24 protein-coding genes are annotated in these 23461 nt (G+C 36.8%); 15 read left to right on the top strand and 9 right to left on the bottom strand.

What is annotated here, in order from left to right; translation table 11 throughout:
• Positions 1-126: 126 nt before the first annotated feature.
• From FJR05_RS13450 to dut, 7 genes are all read left to right on the top strand, one after another.
• Positions 127-2127, top strand: a complete 2001-nt coding sequence (locus FJR05_RS13450) for a GspE/PulE family protein (RefSeq protein WP_168644582.1) — start codon at positions 127-129, stop codon at positions 2125-2127.
• 64 nt (positions 2128-2191) lie between these two features.
• Positions 2192-3292, top strand: a complete 1101-nt coding sequence (locus FJR05_RS13455) for a type IV pilus twitching motility protein PilT (protein WP_168644583.1) — start codon at positions 2192-2194, stop codon at positions 3290-3292.
• Between the two features lie 101 nt (positions 3293-3393).
• Positions 3394-4617 carry a type II secretion system F family protein gene (locus FJR05_RS13460; RefSeq protein ID WP_168644584.1) on the top strand — a complete coding sequence of 408 codons (1224 nt, stop codon included), beginning with the start codon at positions 3394-3396 and terminating at the stop codon, positions 4615-4617.
• An 82-nt stretch (positions 4618-4699) separates the two neighbouring features.
• A complete protein-coding gene (locus FJR05_RS13465) occupies positions 4700-5260 on the top strand; it encodes a hypothetical protein (protein WP_168644614.1) in 561 nt (186 codons plus the stop codon).
• Between the two features lie 107 nt (positions 5261-5367).
• On the top strand, positions 5368-6873 hold the full coding sequence (locus FJR05_RS13470; RefSeq protein ID WP_168644585.1) for a thymidylate synthase: 1506 nt from the start codon (positions 5368-5370) through the stop codon (positions 6871-6873).
• A 67-nt stretch (positions 6874-6940) separates the two neighbouring features.
• A complete protein-coding gene (locus FJR05_RS13475) occupies positions 6941-7780 on the top strand; it encodes a deoxycytidine triphosphate deaminase (protein ID WP_168644586.1) in 840 nt (279 codons plus the stop codon).
• A 10-nt stretch (positions 7781-7790) separates the two neighbouring features.
• A complete protein-coding gene (gene dut / locus FJR05_RS13480) occupies positions 7791-8231 on the top strand; it encodes a dUTP diphosphatase (protein WP_168644587.1) in 441 nt (146 codons plus the stop codon).
• A gap of 48 nt (positions 8232-8279) precedes the next feature.
• On the opposite strand, the gene FJR05_RS13485 is transcribed toward dut, so the two are convergent.
• The 3 genes from FJR05_RS13485 to FJR05_RS13495 all read right to left on the bottom strand — a co-directional run bounded on the left by FJR05_RS13485 (position 8280) and on the right by FJR05_RS13495 (position 10161).
• Positions 8280-8894 carry a hypothetical protein gene (locus tag FJR05_RS13485; RefSeq protein ID WP_168644588.1) on the bottom strand — a complete coding sequence of 205 codons (615 nt, stop codon included), beginning with the start codon at positions 8892-8894 and terminating at the stop codon, positions 8280-8282.
• Positions 8895-8967: 73 nt separating this feature from the next.
• Positions 8968-9537, bottom strand: a complete 570-nt coding sequence (gene dcd / locus FJR05_RS13490; protein WP_174783700.1) for a dCTP deaminase — start codon at positions 9535-9537, stop codon at positions 8968-8970.
• Positions 9538-9624: 87 nt separating this feature from the next.
• Entirely contained in the window at positions 9625-10161 is a 537-nt protein-coding gene (locus FJR05_RS13495; RefSeq protein WP_168644590.1) for a P-loop NTPase family protein, read from the bottom strand.
• Between the two features lie 234 nt (positions 10162-10395).
• Here FJR05_RS13495 and FJR05_RS13500 point away from each other — a divergent pair, with 234 nt between their 5' ends.
• From FJR05_RS13500 to FJR05_RS13525, 6 genes are all read left to right on the top strand, one after another.
• Entirely contained in the window at positions 10396-10971 is a 576-nt protein-coding gene (locus FJR05_RS13500) for a nucleoside monophosphate kinase (protein WP_168644615.1), read from the top strand.
• Positions 10972-11074: 103 nt separating this feature from the next.
• Entirely contained in the window at positions 11075-11818 is a 744-nt protein-coding gene (gene rph, locus FJR05_RS13505; RefSeq protein WP_168644591.1) for a ribonuclease PH, read from the top strand.
• Positions 11819-11864: 46 nt separating this feature from the next.
• On the top strand, positions 11865-12638 hold the full coding sequence (locus FJR05_RS13510) for an MlaE family lipid ABC transporter permease subunit (protein ID WP_168644592.1): 774 nt from the start codon (positions 11865-11867) through the stop codon (positions 12636-12638).
• Between the two features lie 233 nt (positions 12639-12871).
• Complete coding sequence (locus FJR05_RS13515) at positions 12872-13723, top strand: alpha/beta fold hydrolase (protein ID WP_168644593.1); 852 nt, start codon at positions 12872-12874, stop codon at positions 13721-13723.
• A gap of 175 nt (positions 13724-13898) precedes the next feature.
• Positions 13899-14957 carry a cobalamin biosynthesis protein CobW gene (cobW, locus tag FJR05_RS13520; RefSeq protein ID WP_168644594.1) on the top strand — a complete coding sequence of 353 codons (1059 nt, stop codon included), beginning with the start codon at positions 13899-13901 and terminating at the stop codon, positions 14955-14957.
• A 90-nt stretch (positions 14958-15047) separates the two neighbouring features.
• Entirely contained in the window at positions 15048-15506 is a 459-nt protein-coding gene (locus tag FJR05_RS13525; protein ID WP_168644595.1) for an ABA4-like family protein, read from the top strand.
• A gap of 55 nt (positions 15507-15561) precedes the next feature.
• Here FJR05_RS13525 and FJR05_RS13530 read toward each other — a convergent pair whose 3' ends face one another.
• The 4 genes from FJR05_RS13530 to FJR05_RS13545 all read right to left on the bottom strand — a co-directional run bounded on the left by FJR05_RS13530 (position 15562) and on the right by FJR05_RS13545 (position 16933).
• Positions 15562-15786 (bottom strand): hypothetical protein, encoded by a 225-nt coding sequence (locus FJR05_RS13530; RefSeq protein ID WP_027401946.1) that lies wholly within the window; start codon positions 15784-15786, stop codon positions 15562-15564.
• Between the two features lie 58 nt (positions 15787-15844).
• Entirely contained in the window at positions 15845-16153 is a 309-nt protein-coding gene (locus FJR05_RS13535) for a DUF3181 family protein (protein WP_168644596.1), read from the bottom strand.
• A gap of 118 nt (positions 16154-16271) precedes the next feature.
• On the bottom strand, positions 16272-16529 hold the full coding sequence (locus FJR05_RS13540) for a hypothetical protein (protein ID WP_168644597.1): 258 nt from the start codon (positions 16527-16529) through the stop codon (positions 16272-16274).
• A gap of 143 nt (positions 16530-16672) precedes the next feature.
• Positions 16673-16933 carry a hypothetical protein gene (locus tag FJR05_RS13545; protein WP_168644598.1) on the bottom strand — a complete coding sequence of 87 codons (261 nt, stop codon included), beginning with the start codon at positions 16931-16933 and terminating at the stop codon, positions 16673-16675.
• A gap of 679 nt (positions 16934-17612) precedes the next feature.
• Here FJR05_RS13545 and FJR05_RS13550 point away from each other — a divergent pair.
• Both FJR05_RS13550 and FJR05_RS13555 read left to right on the top strand, forming a co-directional pair.
• Positions 17613-18029, top strand: coding sequence for a deoxyribodipyrimidine photo-lyase (locus FJR05_RS13550; protein ID WP_168644599.1), 417 nt, complete (start codon positions 17613-17615; stop codon positions 18027-18029).
• Positions 18030-18061: 32 nt separating this feature from the next.
• Complete coding sequence (locus FJR05_RS13555; RefSeq protein WP_168644600.1) at positions 18062-19462, top strand: TldD/PmbA family protein; 1401 nt, start codon at positions 18062-18064, stop codon at positions 19460-19462.
• Between the two features lie 252 nt (positions 19463-19714).
• On the opposite strand, the gene FJR05_RS13560 is transcribed toward FJR05_RS13555, so the two are convergent.
• Both FJR05_RS13560 and FJR05_RS13565 read right to left on the bottom strand, forming a co-directional pair.
• Positions 19715-20590: a hypothetical protein gene (locus tag FJR05_RS13560; RefSeq protein ID WP_254446933.1), complete on the bottom strand. Its 876-nt coding sequence runs from the start codon at positions 20588-20590 to the stop codon at positions 19715-19717.
• 178 nt (positions 20591-20768) lie between these two features.
• Positions 20769-23447, bottom strand: coding sequence for a helicase-related protein (locus FJR05_RS13565; RefSeq protein WP_254446934.1), 2679 nt, complete (start codon positions 23445-23447; stop codon positions 20769-20771).
• Positions 23448-23461 lie beyond the last annotated feature (14 nt).

Here is a 23461-nt window from a genome sequence, read left to right on the forward strand (position 1 = left end):
TCCCAATATAAAAATTTTTACATCGAAAGGTTGTTGGCTAGAATTTAGTACAGTATCAATGAGAAGTATGTACCACAGTGTGGGAATACTTAAAAAAGAGGTTCCCCTACCCTAACCCATTTGCTTATGACTTACTCATCACCACAAGGGCGCAGTACGGCGATAACTGTCAAAACCGAGTTTTCGCCTTTTGCTAATAAACTAGTAGCATCTGGCTATGTCAATCATGAACAAATGAGACAGGCTGTAGCTACGAGCCGCAAGTCTGGCAAGGAGCTGACAGAAGTATTAGAGTCAATTACTAACCGAAAATTAGCACCTGACCAAATAACAGCATACAAAAAACAACATTTATTTGAACTTAAGATCTTATACGGTATTGAGTCGCTTGATATTGAAATCCACGAAATTGATACAACAAACGTGGGGATACTTATTCAAGAACTCATTCCTGTGGAAATATGTCGTCGCCATTATCTAGTGCCATTGTCAAGGCATGATGACCAAGCTTCACCTTATATTTTGGTGGCAATGGTTGACCCGGATAATTTAGACGCTTCTGATGATCTTAACCGGATTTTGCGTCCTAAAGGTTTGTCTGTTCAGCGGCGGGTAATTACTCAGAAAGATTACTGGGGCATTATTAATCAATACCTAAATGAGCAAGCTGCCCGCCAAAAGACCTTAGATCAACAAAAAAGTTATGATGTGAAGGGGGATTTAGATAATTTAGAGAATCTGGAAATAGAGGAAACTACTGATGATGATGTTGATTTAGATAAGGCGATGAAGGGTGCTGATGATGCACCTATTATTAAACTTGTGAATCGGATTTTGTTGAAGGCTTTAAGTGAGGGTGTTTCGGATATTCACATTGAACCCCAGGAAGAATATTTACGGATTCGTTTCCGGAAGGATGGGGTATTACGTGAGGCATTTGAAAATATGCCGAAAAAAATTATCCCGGCGGTAACAGCCCGATTTAAAATTATTTCTAACTTGGATATTGCGGAGAGACGTTTACCTCAAGACGGACGTATCCGCCGGATATTTGCGGGGAGAAAGGTGGATTTTCGGGTAAATACTCTACCTAGTCGTTATGGGGAAAAGGTTTGTCTACGGATTTTAGATAATTCTTCGACTCAATTGGGTTTGGATAAGTTAATTACTGACCCAGAAACCTTAAATATTGTTAAGGATATGGTGAGTAAGCCTTTTGGGTTGATTTTGGTGACGGGTCCGACTGGTTCGGGGAAAACGACTTCGTTGTATTCGGCGCTATCAGAAAAGAATGATCCAGGGATTAATATTAGTACGGTAGAAGATCCGATTGAGTATAGTTTGCCGGGGATTACTCAGGTACAGGTAATTCGGGAAAAGGGGTTGGATTTTTCGACGGCTTTGCGGGCTTTCTTGCGTCAAGATCCAGATGTGTTGCTGGTGGGGGAAACACGGGATAAGGAGACTGCGAAAACGGCGATTGAGGCGGCATTAACGGGTCACTTGGTATTAACTACTTTACACACTAATGATGCGCCGGGAGCGATCGCTCGCTTAGGAGAAATGGGTATTGAACCTTTCATGGTTTCCAGTTCTCTGATTGGTGTTTTAGCACAACGTCTCGTTCGTCGTGTCTGTTCTGAATGTCGGATTGCCTACACTCCCACCATTGAAGAACTCGCTCGCTATGGTCTATCAGCTTCCCAAGAGGCTCAGGTGACTTTCTATAAAGCCAATATTATCCCACCGGAAGAAATAGCCAGCCATAAAGGTCTTTGTCAAAAATGTAATGGCATTGGCTATAAAGGGCGTTGTGGTGTTTATGAAGTGATGCGGATTACTGAAGATCTACAAACCCTCATCAATCAGGAAGCACCTACAGAAAGGATCAAAGAAGTAGCTGTTGAAGAGGGTATGAAAACCTTACTGGCATACAGTTTAGACCTAGTTCGTCAAGGTGCAACTACCCTGGAGGAAGTAGAACGGGTAACATTTACAGACACAGGTTTAGAAGCTGAATTAAAGGCTAAACGTAAAAGTGGTCTGACTTGTCGGACTTGTACAGGGGAATTACAACCAGAATGGTTAGATTGTCCTTACTGTATGACACCTCGATTTACAGATTAACCACACATTTTGCATTGAGAGTTTTAAGTTTTTTATTGTTAATTAATGGGAGTGCATTCAGACTATGGAAATGATGATTGAAGACTTAATGGAGCAACTAATTAATATGGGTGGCTCGGACTTACACCTATCTGCTGGTTTGCCTCCCTATTTTCGGATTAGTGGACATCTAACACCTATTGGTGAAAATATCTTAACTGCTGATGAGTGCCAAAGATTAATTTTCAGTATGCTCAATAACACTCAGCGTAAAACCTTAGAGCAAACCTGGGAATTAGATTGTTCTTATGGTGTCAAAGGATTAGCTCGGTTTCGGGTGAACGTCTACAAAGAACGGGGCGCTTTTGCCGCCTGTTTACGAGCATTAAGTTCTAAAATTCCTAACTTTGACAAATTAGGTTTACCCGACATAGTTCGGGAAATGACAGAAAAACCTAGAGGATTAATTCTTGTAACAGGTCCGACTGGTTCTGGTAAGACTACTACCCTAGCGGCAATGATTGACTTAATTAATCGAACTAGGGCAGAACATATTTTAACAGTTGAAGATCCTGTGGAATTTGTTTATGAACCCATCAAAAGTCTAGTTCACCAACGCCAATTAGGAGAAGATACGAAGAGTTTTGCTAATGCTTTAAAAGCAGCTTTACGGGAAGATCCAGATATTATTCTGGTAGGAGAAATGCGGGATTTAGAAACAATTGCTTTGGCAATTTCCGCCGCAGAAACAGGTCACTTGGTATTTGGTACATTACATACAAGTTCTGCTGCACAAACCGTTGACCGGATTATTGATGTTTTCCCCTCAGAAAGACAAACTCAGGTACGGGTGCAGTTATCTAACTCCTTAGTTGCTGTTTTTAGTCAAACTTTAGTACCTAAGAAAAATCCCAAAGCCAATGAATATGGTCGAGTCATGGCTCAAGAAATTATGGTAATTACCCCCGCTATTTCTAACTTGATTCGGGAAGGAAAAACAGCACAGATTTACTCAGCTATTCAGACCGGGGGTAAATTGGGAATGCAAACTCTAGAAAAGGTTTTAGCTGATTTATACAAAGCTGGAACTATTTCTTTTGAAGCCGCAATCTCTAAAACCTCTAAACCAGATGAAGTACAGCGTCTAATTGGTGCAACAGCCCCAGCAGGAGCTAAATTGCGTTAACAGGGAGCAGGGGAGCAGGGGAGCAGGGAGCAGGGGAGAGAAATATTCTTTTGCAACTAACAACTGACAACTGACCAATTCTAAAATTTTAAATTAATATTATGCCTACTTACGTTGCTCGTATTCGTGATTCTCAAGGAAAATCCAGAACTGAAAAATTTACCGCTGATTCCTTGACTGATGCTCGGACTAATCTTAGAGATCAAGGTTTTGTTGTTCAAGACTTAAAAGAATCTCAAAGCTTGGCTTCTCGGTTTGATATCCAGAAACTTCAAAATTCCTTTGTTAAGGTTTCCGTCAAAGATAAAGCAATTTTTTCCCGCCAATTTGCTGCTTTAGTAAATGCGGGTGTAGCCATAGTTAGAGGCTTGGGTGTACTCTCTGAACAGTGTAGTAATCCTAAACTTAAAGCTGCTTTAATCGAAATTTGTGCTGATGTTCAAACGGGAGTTAACCTCTCCGATTCCATGCGTAAACATCCTGAGTGTTTTGATGGTTTGTATGTGAGTATGGTACAAGCTGGAGAAATTGGAGGTGTGCTAGATGAGGTTTTAAATCGTCTGGCTAAACTATTAGAAGATATGGCACGATTGCAGAACCAAATTAAATCGGCTATGTCTTATCCAGTGGTAGTAGGCTTTTTGGCAACTGCTATTTTTGTGGGGATGACAGTTTTTTTAATTCCCATTTTTGCAGACATTTTTGCATCTATAGGGGTAGAATTACCAGCATTGACACTATTCTTGATGGCCTGTAGTAAGTTATTACGAAGTTATTGGTCATTGGCAATTATTGGCGGGTTATGTGTACTATCGTTTCTCTATAAGCAGTATTACAAAACCCCTGTGGGTAGATTACAGATTGACGGTATTGCTCTCAAGCTACCTTTGTTTGGTGATTTGATTCAAAAATCTTCTATTGCTCGGTTTAGCCGAACTTTTGGTTCATTAACTCGCTCTGGAGTCCCGATTTTGACCTGTTTAGAAATTGTGCGAGATACATCAGGAAACCAAGTTATTGCTAATGCTATTGATGCCGCCCGTGAAGAAGTTCAACAGGGGGGAATGATTAGCGTTGCTTTACTCAAAGAAGATGTTTTTCCAGGTATGGCGATTCAGATGATGAGTATTGGTGAAGAAACAGGTCAACTGGATGCAATGTTGATGAAAGTTGCCGATTTCTATGAAGATGAAGTAGAACAGGCAGTTAAATCACTGACTAGCATTTTAGAACCACTAATGATTGTTGTCTTAGGGGGTATGGTGGGAACAATTTTGCTGGCTATGTATCTACCGATGTTTAAAGTATTTGAATCATTAGGTTAAAGACCTAAAAATGAAGTATGTAAACTAAACCAAATTTCATACTTCATTTTTTATGCTTAACATTTTTATATTTGAGAAAGATATGACTTTACAAAAATCTGTTTATGAAACCAGTTTAGCTGAGTATAGCAATCATTTATCAGCGATCGCTCTCCTCAAACAACATCGTCCCTATTTGGAGATGATTCCTAGTCTCCGTCGGCCTGCTGAAAGTGTCATTACTATCACTCTACCCATTGTCCGTATCCGTAATCTAGAAACTAAAACCTCACAAACCACCAGTTTACCCTGTGATATTGCTATTATCATGTGTGACCCGGAATGGAAAATTAAAACCGGTGTGGAGATTTTAGTTTTTATTCATCGTCCCCATGAAGACTTTTCTGATTTATTGGGAAGATGGAGAAAAAGCCAAGTTTACTTAGATAAAGAATATGAATGGATTATGCACCCTCGTCACAGTCATATTTTGAGTGAAGGTACTAATACCATTTATCCTCTGTTTGTAGTTTTTAATCAAACATCAGAACGGATTCAAAGAGGTTTGGTAGGTGCGGATTTACCTTTTGTCAAGCAAACACCGATAACCTTGGAAGAGCAAGAATACCAAGTATCTTATCAAGAAAATGCCGAAAACCCATAAAGGTGTATCTGATTTTAGCTACCTTTTTTGACAATGTGTGATTAATCTAGACTAATTATTGTATCCTAAATAAAAACTTAGTAAATTCAGTGAGTGGTCATCTCAATATGGGTCAAATCACCCAGTTTTATTACACAGCACAGCACAAACCAAACCAACTAATTTATGGTAGCGGTCAAACCGCAGTAATTACAGGATGGATGGTAAAACAAGCTGTAGCGAAACATCTACAATCAAATGAATATGCTGTAATTGGACAGTTATACTCACCCACTAGAGGTATCAACTTACTAATTCGCAATTTATTACTAAATCCTCATGTGCGGTATTTAGTCATTCTCAACGCTACCAAAGAAGATAAAAATGCCGGTGCTTGTCAATGTTTAAGTGATTTCTTCCGTCATGGTGTGGAAGAAAGTATTAGTGATGCGGGGCGAAAATCTTGGGTAATTCGTTCTCAAGTTGTTGGTTATATTGATATTGATATTGATATAAATACCTTGGAAAAATTACGCCATTCTGTAGAAATTCAAGACGCTACATCAATTTCTGATGCTGTTGAAAAAATTCAATATTACGCCCAAAAAGAAACAGTTGTACCTTGGGGAACACCTGTAGAATTTCCCATGACTACAGTTGAACCAACAGTTTTACCAGGAACACGCTATGGACATAGAATTGAAGGTAAAACAATTGCTGAAACCTGGGTAAAAATCATTCATAGAATTAAAACCACTGGCACAATTAGACCAACTGGTTATGATGGTAAATGGCAAGAATTGATAGATTTAATGGCAGTTGTTACCGACGAACCTGATGATTTCTATTTTCCTGAACCCAATTATTTACCAATTGATAGAAGTTTTCTAGAAGAGTATATTTCGCAAATTTTAGATGATGCACCCAACCGAGAAGGGGTAAAATATACCTATGGGCAACGGTTACGTTCTTGGTTTGGAAGAGATCAAATTGAAAAGGTAATTGACAAATTAGCAAAAGATATTGATTCCGCAAGGGCTGTAATGTCCTTATGGGATGCTAGTCAAGATGATAATGATAATCCACCTTGTCTTAATCATATTTGGGTGAGAATAGTGGATCATGAACTATCTTTAACTGCCACTTTTCGCAGTAATGATATGTTTTCAGCTTGGCCAGCAAATGCAATGGGATTAAGGGCTTTACAAAAATATGTTTATAATTCTTTAGTTAAAAAAACTGATCATAAATTAAAAATGGGAGCATTAATTACCATGAGTCAAAGCGCCCACATTTATGATGATTGTTTTGAAAATGTCGCTAATGTCATTTCATCTCAATATCCTAAAATATCTCAGCAAAAAGACTATTTTGATCCTGCTGGTAGTTTTATTATTACCATCCAGAATAATCAAATTATTGTCGAACATACAACTCCTGGTTCTGGAGAAGTAGTTAATTGTTATTCTGGTAAATCTGCACATAAACTTTCCCAGCAAATATTCACAGATTGTCCTGGTTTACAAGTTTCTCATGCAATGTATTTAGGTGTGGAATTGCAAAAAGCGGAAATGGCTTTGTCTCTGGGAAAAGATTTTATGTATGAGCAGGATAAGTTACTAAAACTACAATAAAATATGCTATCGTTTTACTGTAATCATGCCTAAAATTTTTGTTTGAACAGTTAGAGGTACTATTATTATGGCTGTACTTAGCAATATTGATATTGAGAAGGAATTAGTAAACGGCAATATCTCAATATTTCCTTTTAGTACGAATAACCTTAAAGCCGCAAGTTATAATTTAACAGCTAGTCATCTAGCATGGAAAATTCCTGAACAAGATGGCGATACTTTTGCTACTATTTATGATGGATGTGATAAACTTATTATTCCTGGCAAATCAACTGTTTTAATCGTAACAAATGAAACTATTTGGATTTCTGAAAGAATAGCTGGAACTTATCATTCAAAGGTTAGGTTAGTTTCAGAAGGTACAGGTCATATTGGTACTACATTAGATCCTGGATATCTGGGAGTTTCCGTGATAACTATTCATAATCATACTAAAAAAAATATAGAGCTAGAGACAGGAAAAACTACTTTTGCATCTCTAATGTTTCAATTTGTCAGAACAAAATCTGAACCTGAAGAACATGATAATAATCCTGGAAGACCAGATATTTTAAATAGGGTAGGTCTTACTAATAAAGAGGAAGAGTGGCTATATGAACAATTCAGAAACTCTAAAGTACACTTGCGGAAAAAATTAGAATCTTCTCAAGAGTTTCAAGATTTAGTAGATAAATCTAAAAAGAATAAAATTGATTTTTCTGTTTTATTTCCTTATATTGCTTATGCTATATTTATCATAGCTGGTTCATATTTAGGAGGATTTCTATTAAATAATTCAACCGAATTCAGTAATAAATCTTGGTATTCAACAGCTAACTTTCTTGCAGACAAAGGGACTAATGGCATTACTGGAGCATTGATATTACAATTAATTAAAGATATTCAGAAAATAACTAAGCAATCATAAAGGAAATATAATGAATCTGAAAATACTAAAATTACATGAATCAGCAACTATTCCCAAATATGAACACCCGAATGATGCAGGATTAGACTTAATATCTATTGATGAATTAGAACTTCCGGCTGGAGAAAGCAAATTAATTCATACGGGTATATCCATACAATTACCACCAGGAACTGAGGCTCAAATTCGTCCTAGAAGTGGTTTAGCTCTTAAGCACCAAATTACGGTTTTGAATACTCCAGGTACAATAGACGAAGGTTATCGAGGAGAAATAGGTGTAATTTTAATAAATCATGGAAAAGAACCTTTTAAAATATCAAAAGGAATGAAAATTGCTCAGATGGTTATTGCACCAGTAATTCGTGTTGAAATTGAAGAAGTTGATAGCTTAAGTGATACATCTAGGGGAACTGGTGGTTTTGGTTCAACGGGAATTACTGCAAATAAGTAGGTCGTGCGAAAAATATCACTGTAGGTAGCAAAAGAGAATATACTTTTACTAATTGCTAACTATAGCTACTAAAATTTTGACTAATTCAGTTAATTCTTCAGGAACTCGATATAATTTTATGTCTTCAATTATTTCTTTTTCCTGACGTTTATAGATAGCAAATCGCCAATCTTCTCCAGTAGTTACTGCTCCATAAAGCATAGTTTTATCTGAATTTATCCATTGGTCAAGAGCAATCAATTCCACAGCTAATTGTGTAAATCCTCTACTCAAATCCGCTTGTTTAGCTTCAATAACTAATAAACTTTCACTTTTATTAATGTAATAATCTAAACTACCTTTTAATTGGTCACTGACGCTAATAGGATATTCAATATTCAATTGAGTTTCTGTAATTTCACAAACTTCTAAAAGAATCGGCGCTATAATTGCTTGTTTACGAGCATCTTCACTGAGTAATTTGACCCGTTGGAGGTTACGTTCAATTACTCGGTGCAATTCTTTAATATAGCGCGGTGTTGATTCCGTAGTTGGTAACTTTAGCCTTTCACGTTGATAAACACAACCAAGTTCTGCCAAAATATCCTCTGGAGAAAATGGTAATTCAAAGTATTTACTAAAAGTATAACTTTGACCTGGCTGAATAATTCGGGAGCGACTCATAATATCATCTCCGTTTAAAGCACCATTATATCTATTTTGGACTGGGAACAGGAAAATGATTTATTGTTCAAATTTAAATTCTAGCTATTGTAACCATTTCTAACTGATCTTGGTATTTACCTCGACGAGTTTCATAACTAACAGCACAGGGTTCACCCTCTAAAAACAGCAATTGCACCACACCCTCATTAGCATAAATACGACAGTCAGCACTGGAAGAATTAGAGAATTCCAAAGTGAGATGTCCTCGCCAAGCCGCTTCCGCAGGAGTTAAGTTGGCTATTATACCACATCTTGCGTAAGTAGATTTACCGATACAGATCGCTGTAATATTGGCTGGAACTTCCAGTTTTTCTAAAGCCACACCCAAACCATAGGAATGAGCAGGTAAGATAAAATAGCTACCACTTTCATCCGTATGTAATTGAGTGGACTCTAAATTTTGGGGATTAAAGTTTTTAGGATCAATGACAGTACCAGGAATATGGCGAAAAATCCGAAATTCCGAGCCAGAAAGCCGGATATCATAGCCGTAAGAAGAAAGTCCGTAACTAATTACAGGTTGCGGAAGCTGAGATGAATCAGGTTGCAATTTACGAATTAAACTAGACTCAAAAGGCGAAATCATACCTTTTTGAGCCATTTCGGTAATCCAAAGATCGTTTTTAATCACAATTTAACGGTTAATTCAAACAGAATTACTAGCATACCGTAAACAAAGCCCTCTGTCTTAAGGTTGATGACTGCGACGAATTTCTGTAATTTGATCTGCTACATCTAAAAGAGACTGGGGCATCTGAGAACCTGTGAGGATAATATCAACATGAGGGGGACGGTGAGACAGAAACTCTAACACCTCGGTTTCTGGAATTAAACCGAAATTAATCGCTAAACTCAACTCATCTAATACCAATAAAGAATACTTACCTTCATTAACTACCTTTTGAGTATGTTGCCAAAGTTGTTGCAAAGCTAGATTTTCCGCTGCGTCTAAATCGGAATTATCAATACAACGGGGCAAATCACAGCGAATCCAATCTAAATGTTGTCCCATTTGGGTGGGTCGTTCATGTCCTTGACGAATCCCACCTTTGAGGAATTGGACTATTAATACTGGTGTACCTTGTCCAGCAATTCTCAGTGCTTGTGCCATCACGCTGGTAAAAAAGCTCCGCTGGGGGCTAGTGAAAACTTGTACCAGTCCTTCTACGGAATATGGTAAGCTGAGGGTTGAATTTAGACCTGGGGTTTCTAATTGGGCAACCATAAGAGGGTGTTTGAAAACTCACTATAAATTTAATGACTTACATTTAAGGGTAAATCTTTGCTAATTGCAAAACATATAGTTATCATACAGCAGTATTTGCAAGGAAAACAGCCTTGATATTTCGCTTTAACTTTCGCACTGATTTGGAGATATTTTTTCCACAAATGATTTAGGATTGCTATAACAAAAGATACTTCAACAATAGTGAATTTTATATAAGAGGATTACGTTGTGATGAGATTGGTAGTTTTGGGAGGTTCAGGGGCTGGGAAAAGCACTCAAGCACAAAGGCTGGGGAAGTTTTTTAATGTTCCTTTGGTTTCTACTGGTGAAACTTTACGAGAAGCGATATATGGAAACAATCAGGATAATACATACGATGAATTAAATGATTTAGTTATCGAAGCTAAACCTTATTTGGAACAGGGAGAATTAGTTCCAGATGAAATGATGATTGAATTTATTAAAGTCCGTCTTAAGCAACCTGATGTAAATAATGGTTGGATTTTAGAGGGTTATCCCCGGACTGCTTTTCAATGTGAAGAATTGGATTTTTTGTTGGAAGATTTAGGACAAAATCTCGATTGGGCAATTTATCTACAAGTTTCCGCAGCAGTTATGGTTAGTCGTTCTGTGGGGCGTTTACTTCCTGATGATCAACTGGAAATTGTCCAGCGTCGGGTAGAGTTATTTTACGATCGCACTATCCCCATTTTAGAATACTACGATCGCCGTCATCGCCTCTTAACTATTAATGGTGATCAGTCCCCAGAACAAGTACAGCAAAATATTTTGACTTTATTAGGGTGATTGGTAATGGGTAATTGGTAATTGGTAATTGGTAATAAATAGTTTTATTGCTACTACTCAGTTATTCTATAAGGCAGTAAGCAAAATTCAAAAGGCAATTTCCATGACTTGGCAACGTCCTGACGGGAGAACCCCTGGTGAACTCCGTCCCCATAGTTTTTATCCTAATTTCACTCGCTTTGCACCTGGTTCTGTTTTAGCGAAAGCTGGTGATACTCAGGTTCTGTGTACGGTTAGTGTGGCGGAAGGAGTGCCTAAATTTTTGACTGGTAGTGGGAAGGGTTGGTTAACTGCTGAATATAGAATGTTGCCTTCTGCTACCCAGAAACGCCAGGAACGGGAATTGATGAAATTGTCGGGCAGAACCCAGGAAATTCAACGTTTAATTGGGCGGAGTTTAAGGGCTGCGGTGGATTTTGAGGCATTGGGAGAACGAACCCTGACTGTGGATACAGATGTGCTGCAAGCTGACGCAGGAACGAGGACAATGGCAATTACGGGGGGTTTTGTGGCTTTGGCTTATGCTATTTCCCAATTATTGCACCAGGGGGTGATCGAGCGATCGCCTTTATGTGGACAAATAGCAGCAGTTTCTGTAGGCTTGTTGCAGGGTGAACCATTTTTGGATCTTAACTATGTTGAAGATGTAGCCGCAGATGTGGATTTTAACGTAGTCATGAACCATAAAATGAACATTATTGAAGTTCAGGGAACAGCGGAAGCGGGAAGTTTTAGTCGTCAGCAATTGAATCAAATGCTAGATTTTTCGGAACAAGGTATCCAGGAATTATTAACTGCTCAAAGAAATGCTATTAGTGATTGGAATACTCTATTTGTAGAAACTTAAATTTTCATAATTCCCTAGTAAAAAAATTTAATTAGTGGCCGTAAACTTGCAACCAAAAAGAAATTTAGCACAATCTTGGATAATTCGCTGTTTGTCAGTATTTCTGTTGTTCGGTCAAATTTTACTGCATTTCCTGCGCGGAAAAACTTACTATCGCAAGATATTAGAACATACAGTGACAGCAGGACCCGTTTCCCTCCCTCCAGTATTATTAGTTAGCGGTTTTGCGGGAATGATTTTTACAATTCAAACCGCTAGAGAATTAGTCAGATTTGGGGCTGTAGATACAGTTGGTGGTGTATTTGCTTTAGCATTTTGTCGAGAACTAGCGCCAATTTTAACAGCTAGTGTTATCGCCGGACAAGTCGGTTCAGCTTTTGCAGCGGAATTAGGAGCAATGCGGGTAACAGAGCAAATTGACGCTTTATATATGCTCAGAACAGACCCTATTGATTATCTTGTCCTACCCAGAGTCATTGCTTGCTGTTTAATGATGCCTGTAATGATGATTTTTGCTGTAGTTACAGGTGTTATGGGTGGTGCTTTTGCGGCTATGCAATTTTATCAGGTTGTTCCTGAAACATTCTTAGAATCGGTGAGAAATTTTTTATTACCATCAGATATTCTGATTATTTTGCTGAAGGGGTTGATTTTTGGGGCTATAGTATCGGTTAATGGCTGTAGTTGGGGACTGACAACTCAAGGAGGCGCAAAGGAAGTGGGAGAATCAGCAACAACTTCTGTAGTAACTACTTGGGTGGCAATTTTCATTATGGATTTTATCTTGGCGTTACTACTGTTTGAGAAACCCTTGCTATAAGTATCGCAGGAGTCAGGAGGAAGAAGCAAAATTAATTGAACATTTTAAAATTAATCCCTAAACCGATAAATTATGTAGGGGCAAACCCCCTGTGGTTGCCATAAGAACGGGGTAGGCACGGGGGCGCTACCCCTACTTAAGTATTTATGGGATTTGTTTATCTATTACCTATTTATAGGATGATGATATTAGCACTTGTATGGTGTTGTTGCAGTCGTCAATAGGAAAAAAGCGTGTCAATTCAAGAACATAAAATTACAGTAGATTCTCTAGAATGGTTTTATCGAGAAGCTGAACCAATTGGGAGAACTGATTTAATCCCTGTGTTATTTTTACACGGGATAGTTGCTCAAAGTTATAGTTGGAGAAATATTATACCTAGTTTAGCAGCACAGGGAAATAGAGCGATCGCACCTGACTGGATTGGTTGTGGATTTTCCGGTACACCAGAAAAACAGGATTTTGCTTATACTCCGGACGCATTTATCACCGCCTTAGCAGGATTTGTTCAAGCTTTAGAATTAGAAAAAGTTTCCCTAGTTGTTCAAGGTTTTTTAGGTTCAGTTGGCTTACAATACGCCCTTCGTTATCCTGAAAAAGTTGCTAATATTGCTATTTTAAATACACCCATTTCTACAGCAGCAAAATTACCTTGGAAAATCAAACAAATGGGTTTGCCTTTTGCAGGAGATATGATTACCCAAGATCCTTTATTAGTTGATAGAACCCTAGAAGGTGGAAGTCGTTATCGTGTTGAAGATCAAGATTTAGATATTTATAGAAAACCCTTTTTGAAAAGTTCTTCTCCTGGGAGAAGTCTCCTAGCAACAATTCGCAATTTCCAACTAGAAAAAGCCATGCTAGAAATAGAAAATGGGTTCAAAGAATGGCAACAACCTATTTTAGTCCAATGGGGCATGATTGATCCTTGGTTATCTGTAGATATGGCAGAAACTTTTGTAAAATCTGTACCCAATGGGGAAATAATCAAACTTAATAATGTTGGACATTATCCCCAAGAACATTATCATGAAGTGATTTTACAAGATTTACTCCCATTTGTTCGGCGTTCCCAATCGAATTAAAGATCAACCTGCATTTCTTATTCTCTGCTATCCTTCTTTCTTTCTCTAATGCTTAACCCAAATCTGGTTTTACATCTAACACCTTAACAAGTTTAGATCCACGACTTCTCAAAGAAGTCGTGGATCTGGGGCTGGTAATATATGGTAAAATTGAATTCAAAACCACACACAAAACATGGCTACAAAAATCCCCGTTACCGTCATCACAGGCTTCTTAGGAAGCGGTAAAACCAGCATTATCCGTCACCTCCTCCAAAACAACCAAGGACGACGCATAGCAGTATTAGTCAACGAATTTGGCGAACTGGGGATAGATGGAGAATTATTGAAATCTTGTCAAATTTGCCCCGAAGATGAAACAGAAGCAAATCCAGAAACCCAAAATAATAATATATTTGAACTAACAAACGGCTGTTTATGCTGCACCGTTCAAGAAGAATTCTACCCGACAATGCGGGAATTAATTAAACGTCGAGATAGTATTGATTATATTATCATTGAAACTTCTGGTTTAGCCTTACCAAAACCCTTAGTTAAAGCCTTTCGTTGGCAAGAAATCCGCAACGCTGCTACAGTAGATGCAGTAATTACAGTAGTAGATTGTGCCGCAGTTGCAGCGGGAACATTTGCCAGTGATTTAGATGCGATCGCAGCCCAACGTCAAGAAGATGATAGTCTAGAACATGAAACACCATTACAAGAATTGTTTGAAGATCAACTTGCTTGTGCTGATTTAGTAATTTTGAATAAAACTGATTTAGTTGATAGTGAAACCCAAGCGCAAGTTTTAGAATTAGTCAAGAAAGAATTACCTAGAGTTGTGAAAATTGTCTCTAGTGATTATGGTAAATTAGACCCATCTATATTATTAGGATTTGCAGCCGCAGTAGAAGATAATTTAGATGATCGTCCTAGTCATCATGACACAGAAGAAGACCATGATCATGATGATGAAATTAACTCAACTCACGTCATTTTAGACCGAACATTTGACCCCGAAAAGCTACAAGCAACATTAGAAAAACTGGCACAAGAACAAGAGATTTACCGAATTAAAGGATTTGTGGCTGTTGCTAATAAACCCATGCGTTTAGTTATGCAAGGTGTAGGAAATAGATTTGATAAATTTTATGATCGTCCTTGGAAATTAGAAGAAGCGAAACAAACGAGTTTAGTTTTTATCGGTCGTAATTTACAATCTTCAGCAATAGAATCTCAATTAGTAGCTTTGTAATATATTAGCATTCGGTAGGGGTTTAGCACTGCTAAACCCTTACAGAAATCAGGAGTAAAACCATTTAGTGTTTGAGGTTTAATTGAAAATATGAATATCACAGATTTATTTAACGTTGCTAATCTTTTTGTTTTGCCTTTTTGGGCTTTGATGATTTTGTTACCTAACTGGAATGTCACCCGCAAGGTAATGGAATCATATCTACCTTTTGTGGTTTTAGCTGGTGCATATTTGTACTTGTTTGTCGTCAGCATTACTCCCGAAAACGCCGCAGCTTTATCAAATCCTCAATTAGCAGATATAGCCAGGTTTTTTAGTGATGAAACGGCTGCTGCTACAGGTTGGATTCACTTTTTAGTAATGGATTTATTTGTGGGAAGATGGATTTATTGGGAAGGACAAAAAACCGGAATTTGGACAATTCACTCGATAGCTTTGTGTTTATTTGCAGGTCCTTTAGGTGTCCTTTCTCATATTTTCACATATTGGATTACTAAAGCCTTTTCTAAAGGTTCTGAAGGGGTGACAGAAAAAGCTGCTGTGAATTAAATTAATGTAGGGGTTTAGCATTGCTAAACCCTCCTGAATTATGCTGTAATTAATATTAAGCTGCTACAGATTCTCTTTCTCTAAATTTGGCATCTAACCAACAGCGTGGTAATTTTTCCCCAGAGGGAAATACCAGTTCTTCCTTTTGATAAATGTCCGTTTCCTGTTCTTCTTGTCCTTCTTGATCTTGGGCGTGAACGATTTTACTAGTGGGGTCTAATAGTTCTTGAACATCAACTATTTTCACCAAATCGCGGCTATCTTTGATTTGTAAAAACATATTGATCAACCTCCATTATTTGAAATGTGTAAATCTGTCAATGGGAAGAAAATGAAGATTACATTTCCCGTTGATATTTTTCAACAATATCTACTAAGGTAACTTGACATTGCAAGGGCAATAAATTAATTAAAGATATTTCATTTCTGCCACCACCAACTTTCACGGTGATAGATTCTAAAGCGGCAATTACTTTTTCTTCATTAACGCCTTTAGAAGTAATTAAAGGATACAGTTTTTCAGCAACAATATGATGCAATTTGGCATCGGCTAAATAAAGATGCCATTTTGCAATATCTATATAAACACTTTCACCAATTTCGGCAGCTAGGGTTTCCAGTAATTCTGTAGTATTAGTTTTAGCCATAAATATAACCTCATTGTTAGTAATATTGGGATGTCTGATTCCATTTCACATTATTACTCAATTAGCTAGACTTTAGCTACTACTACAGGCAAGAATTCCCTAGCTAGATTGTCTTTCTTTAGGTAGATTTTGGTGGAGTTTGGTCGTAATTAGCGATCGCACCAATGTAAATTAGATGCAGCAGCAATACTCCTACCCAACCAATTGTTACCCCAGGAAGCCATTCCCAGGCAGTAGTTTTCAAAATGTGGAAAAACCACAACCCAGAAGTGACAGTTGCACAAATACCGACATGAACAGCGAAATTCATGCGATCATCTAGTTTACGGAAATCTGGATCTTTGCGATCTGGTTTGCGAGGCCAACGAGGAGGCATAAATATAAATGTTTGTAACAGCAGTTAACGCACCTTATACATTGTAAGGTTTTTGGTGTTGACTGTCTCAAAATTCGCAAATAATTTCCCCCATCTGGGGATGAAAAATGTTGCTAGGATGCCCCAGATGGTAATATGTTCTATCAACTCTGCACAGTTGATTCTGCATAGCTAGTGGGGGCAAATTCGCTGCCTCTGGCACTAGGTACTAAAGTCCAACCTGCTTTCAAGAGTTTTTGATAAGTGGCCCAACCCTTAGAACCGCGAGGAATGCGATAGTCTGGAACTGAAAATTGCGGAAAAGCTGTGTAAGGTCGCCAAGGTTGTCCAGGTGCAATTTGCAAGTGTAAAATCTTTTCATCATCGCCGCTAGACTTAGATAACCAGCACATTTGTCGAAGCATAATGAACTCCTTGATTGTTTAGCTGAAATATCACAAGGACGCTAACTGCGGATATTTAGTGGTGTGGGAAACTGTTGTCAAAGTGTTTTTTATTCCCAATCTAAAATTCCGAATTAGTATGACATATTTTGATCATGTCATACTGATACCAAATTCAGATGAAGCTACATAGGATCAGATTTCTAGAATCATTGACCGCAGATAAACGCAGATAAACGCGGATAAGGACGGATGAATTCATGGATTTTATGATTCTGTGCAGTCTCACATCAAATTGGTATGAATTGTGATAGAGTTGTTTTGACCTTATATTTAAGGTAATAAAGATTATTCTTGTCGGGTAAATTATTTAGGAAGACAAACTCCTGTAGGTTGCTGTTTATGAAGATGGTAAGAGGCGCAAGAAATGGTTTTTTGATTCTTGATGTTTCTTACTATGTGAATATTTTTATCATGTTATCTACAATTACTAAAATTGTATGTATCTATAGTTACGATTTTACAAAAATTATTAAAAATTCATGGACAACGGAATTCACAAGTTAGGAATGATGACTCAGAATGCTTGTCAAATCAGCATTCAAAAGATTTAAGCTTTTTTGAAAATGATCAACCATCACCGTTATAATTTAAGATGGTTATATATTGGTATTCCTATTGATATAGATAAGCAAAAATTATGAATAAACCAGTTATTTGGATCAATGGAGATTGTCTGAGTCCCCACAACCCTGCATTTCAAGAATATCCCCAAGCCCCAGCAATTTGGGTTTGGGATGATGCTTTAATTACAGAATGGCAAATTAGCCTCAAACGTCTGACTTTCATTTATGAATGTTTGCTAGAATTACCTGTGGAAATTCACCGGGGAAATGTGGCAGAAGAAGTTTTAGCTTTTGCAAAGGAATATAATACTAATTTAGTTGTAACTACAGATAGTCCTAGCCCCAGGTTTGATGATATTTGTCATCAAATAGAACAGTCTGTCAAGTTGGAAGTTTTTGCTGTAGAACCGTTTTTTGAATATGACGGATATATTGATTTAAAGCGGTTTTCCCGTTATTGGAAAGTAGCAGAAAAATATGTTTTTCAATAAGAAAATAAATGTAATTTATAGCGATTTGTAAAATGACAACTAAACTTACTGACGTTCAAAATCTTCTCTCAGATTTAATCTCCCGTTATTCTTCACGTGTGGATTATTTAATGATTCGCTTGGAAGAAGCTGAGGGAACAGATATTGTTTTGCGTGGTGATAAAGTGGAAACTCTCAGCGAGGGGATTTCCATTGGTGGTCATGTTCGCACTTGTTATAAAGGTGGCTGGGGATTAAGTAGTTTTAATAAATTAGCAACCATTGAAGAACGCATAGAAGAGGCGATCGCCGCAGCCCGGATAGTGGGTGATGAAGAAACCATACTTGCAGCGATTGATCCCGTGCAAGCTGTATGTAAATTACCTCTATTGGGTACTGATCCCCGTCAGGTTTCGCTAAAGCAGAAAAAGCAATTATGCGATCGCTATACGGACCTTTTGAAAACAGTTGATCATCGAATTACTACCACCTCAGTTCATTATAGTGACAGTACCCAAAGAGTAATTATTGTCACCTCTGAAGGAACTTTCATTGATCAATCTTGGGTAGATATGGAAATGCGCTTTGCAGCCACAGCCAGGAATGGAGACACTGTGCAAACTGGTAGAGAAACTACTGGTTCTCGCAAGGCTTACGAAGATTTAACTAATTTAGATACACAAGTTAAAGGTGCGGCAGAAAGAGCAGTTACGTCTTTATCTTTACCATCTGTTAAGGGTAATACTTACACCGTCGTTATTGATCCCATTCTCAGCGGTTTGTTTGTGCATGAAGCCTTTGGACATCTTTCGGAAGCAGATATGGCCTATGAAAACCCTGATATTCTCGAAGTTATGACTTTAGGAAGACGTTTTGGACCCGAAGAACTGCAAATATTTGATGGCGCTGCACCCCAAGGACATCGCGGTAGTTATTTTTACGATGATGAAGGTACACCGGCGACAACAACCCAATTAATTGAAGATGGTGTATTAGTTGGTAGACTCCATTCCCGTGAAACTGCTGGTAAATTAGACGAGAAACCCACAGGTAATGCTCGTTGTCTCAATTATCACTATTCTCCCATTGTGAGAATGACAAATACTTGGATTGAACGGGGGAAAACCCCAGTCGCGGATTTATTTACTGGGATTAAAGAAGGTGTTTTTGCCCAAAATTGGTTAGGGGGAATGACGAACGGGGAAATGTTCACTTTCAGTGCTGGGGAAGCTTGGATGATTAGAAATGGCAAAATTGCTGAACCTGTAAAAGATGTCACCCTTTCCGGTAATGTTTTTCAAACCCTCGCCGATATTGAAGCCATTGGTGATGATTTTTACTGGGATGAATCCGGGGGTTGTGGTAAAGGTGGACAAAATGGTTTACCCGTCGGTTGCGGTGGTCCCAGTTTACGTATTCGGGATGTTGTGGTGGGAGGAGAAAGTGGAGAATAGTTCTTCCTTGTCAAGATTGAGCATAACATATTTTTCTGTGCAAGTCAATAGCCTCAACCCATAAACAGCAATTCTCATTTTAAGATGTCATGACATCGCTTAAAAGTCAGAAACGCGGATTATACGGATTAAAAGATGGCGCGGATTAGGTTGTTTGCTATGATAAGAGTTACTAAAATCCGTGAAATCAGTGCAATCCGTCTAATCCGTGATTCAGACCTTATTTTATTTTTGGGGACTTATGGGAGATGTTTAGGAAGAAAGAATCAAATTTAGTACATTTAACTCTTGAGAATTTAATAGGTACTTTTCTGTAAATATTTTGTTTCTGATTTCTTCTAAGCTATAACTTCTAAATACCACAAAGGGAAATTCTTTGTAATGATGACCAATTGGTAAAATGTTACCGACAGGATATAATGAGCGAATGTAGGTAGATAAAATATCTTTAAATCTTTGTTCCTCCGGTTCTTCTGAATTATTTTCAAAATATTTCTTCATGACTTCCCCGCTAATAAATGCAAATAATGGTAAAGCATAATATTGATCAATATGATGACTTTTTTGGATATAATTCTGGGTTTTTTCAGGTGCATTTATTAGCATTTCTACTAATTCTATAGCATTCTTAACCGCAGAGGTGAGACTTTCGGGATAAGTTTGACTTCTACTAATAGTTTTTAAATTATTCCATAATTCTGCATTTGCATATTTTTGAATATCTAATAATCGCATTTGATAAGATTCTTGGATATTTGGACTGGGTACTATCAATAAACCACCACTAATATAACCTAATTCTAGGGGTTTAAAATCAAGTAATTGATCCAAGGTTTGAGAAACTTCTAAAAATTTATTGTTGAAATTTTCTCTAATCGTTAAATAACTTTCTTCCGTATTTTGAGATACCAGAAAATCACCTTCTCCCATCAATAATTCTAAATTTGTATAAGCTTGTTTTAATAATATGTGACTTTTATTGATATTATATTCTCTCTTGAGTTGTTTGATAAGATGTTCGATTTGACTGGAAAAACTTTCTCCAGCAGCTAAAACCGATTTTCCTCCAATGGGGATAATTAGATAATTTTTCCTTCCTATTTTACCATAACCTTGAATTCTTGTCATGATAGAAGCTTTGAGAATTAACAGGAGATTTAATAAACTCAAACAATTTTCTTTTCTAGATAAGTAGGTAAACCGAAAAATTTAAAGGTATGTGACGAAATGTAAATTCAATGAATGCCTTACAAATAGGTTGTTTTACGGGTTTCACAAAACTAAACATATATTGGTTTTATTATGTTTACCTACTTATTTCTGGGTTATCTTGATAATAAAGAGAACGTTCAGCTAAATAGAAAGTTAAATATTTATCCTGATTATCTATGATATCATTTCCCCGTCCTCGATAAATCACCTGAATGATTTCCATCAGGTTTTTCTCAATTTCAAATTTGGGGATTTCGACTAATATATGTCTAGCTTTGGGAAATGATAAACCGCGACTTCCTGAAGCTGTCATAAAAACAACTTTGGCGCTTTCTTGATATTTTTTTATTTCTTGTTTTTCATATTCAGAGATGTTTGCGTGTATTTCTAGGTAATGGATATATTTTGTAAAGTTGTCTTTCCCTAACTCAGATTTAATTTTATCAATAAATTCTGATAACTTGGATTTATCTTGGATGTAAACTATAAATTGTTCAACATCGGATTTTTGCAAGAGAATTTGAATTTCTTTGAAAATTTCCTCTTGAGATATTTTCTTTAGATCGGATTCATCTATTAATTTTATTTTATCTGTAACCCGACAAGATTCAATTATAATCTGATAATTAATAGTTAAACTTCTGGCTGGATAGGTGTTAGTATTAATAATGATTGCTGGTAAATTATTAAATGTGAAAGATTCTACAGATAAAGGTTGAATATTTGCTGCTGCTGTGCGAAAGTAAACTTTATTTGGTTCGGGGGTAGTATCTTCTAAGTGTTGACGAATGACATTTTTATCAACAATGGAAGCATCAGCAACGACGATTTTGGTATTGAAACCATTTTCTGGATTTGCTAACTGATAACGCTTCACTATTTTTTGAATCCCATCTAAAAATTCTACTCCTCCTTCATCTCCAGTAATTTCATCTATCATGATCAATAGATGTTTAATGCGATGAGAGATATTTCGCATTTTTTCAGGAAATACTTTATTTTCAGGGGTGCTGTATGCGTCACAAAAGATTTTTTCGAGATGATTGAGAGTATCACCATAGTCTGTTTTCTTTAATGACTGTGTAGAAGTAGTAGCAATAATTTGGTTATATTGTTCAGAACTAATCAGATTATATAAAGCTTCACAAATACTATTCAGAACTCCTTTGGTTTTTTGTCCAATATCTTGAAATGTATCATCGGTAATATGTTTGAATCTATCTTTACGTCGTGATTTTCTTTCTACGGTTTCACTGTTGAGAAAGTGAACATCCCCTAAACGAAAATCATTTTTATGTTGATTAGATGTATATGCAACTGATAGTTTACCACGATTATCTTGAATCAAATTACTGTGAGTATTGATAGCAAAAATTCTGTCATCAACTAATTTCCCCGTTTCTTGAGATTTAAATTTTTCAATGATGTCAAGATTGACTTGTTTGCGGGGACTGACGTAAAATAAAAGAAACCCTTCATCTTGATAGTTTTTGAGAAAATCAACAATAGCGGTAGTTTTTCCAATTCCAGGATTTCCAGTTAAGAAGATGTAAGTATGTTCAGAAAGAAGATATTTTTTAATTAGTTGATTATGTGCTTGTCGAAAATTGGGATTTCCGGTTAAACCTAAACTAGAAATTAATTCTGGTGGTACTGTGGCGACAGAGTTGAAAAAATCCGTGATTGTTTCTGTGTGACGCGGTAATATATTGATGGTATCGGGAGTTATTTCTAACAGCGATTTAACAAATTCTTCTCCTCTCTCAAAACTTTTGGATGCGTTACGTTTAATTTGTTGTAAAACTCGATAACGTGCGTTGGTAATTTCTTCTTCTCGATTATGATGTTTATAGATTTGATAACAAGTTTGCAGAATGTCTAGATTATCTGCTTGAATAGAGATGGTGTTAAATGAGCGATCGCTATATCCGACAGCATTACATACCAACTTTGATATATTGGGGATAATTGTCGTTTTTTCTAGAAACTGACAGAAACTATAAATATAACTACCAGCTTGAATTAATTTCGCACTTTCCTTATCCTTAGCTTTAAAAGCTGTAAAATATTCCTTTAAACTTGGGGAAAAATCTAAGCCTAAAGATTCGGTATCAATACGCAAGCTGGAAAATACGCTTTTAGAACGAATATAGCTGACATCTCGCAGTAACAAGCGGCGAATAATTTCCACATAGTCAATATTTTGGATGTCTTCGTCAGTGTGAATAGAAAACACGGATAAATCGAGACATAAAACCCGGTAGTTATTTCTATATTTCAGCAATATTAAACTATCAGCGTTAAGAAAATCACCTCTACCTTTATATATATCAATATCTTGAGAAGTAATTTCTAAATTCTCCAACTGCGAAAGCACATCTTTAAACCATTGTTTTTCATTTATCTCATGAGTACCAATACTATTATCACCATTAAACCGACATTGATAATATAAAATTTCTAAATGTCGAAATTTTGGTATTTCATCACATCCCAAAGATTTGAGATATTCTCGAAAGAAATTTAAACCAGATAAAAACCCTTTTTGAAGAAAAAATTGACACCAAGTTTCAGCTATTTCTCGTTCTAACTTACTAATGACTTTATCAACTATGCGTTTTTTGATTTTTGCAAATTTGATATTTTCCAGTTCATGACGATATAAATTACCAAAGCGATTTTTAAGATTATTTTTATGAATATAAGATAAGATTCCAATATTGAAACCTACTTCAAATAATCTTCCTAAATCATCTGCTATTTTTGCTGTCATCTTTTTTCCTCTGT

The sequence above is a fragment of the Dolichospermum sp. UHCC 0259 genome (assembly GCF_009711935.1).
GTDB lineage: Bacteria > Cyanobacteriota > Cyanobacteriia > Cyanobacteriales > Nostocaceae > Dolichospermum.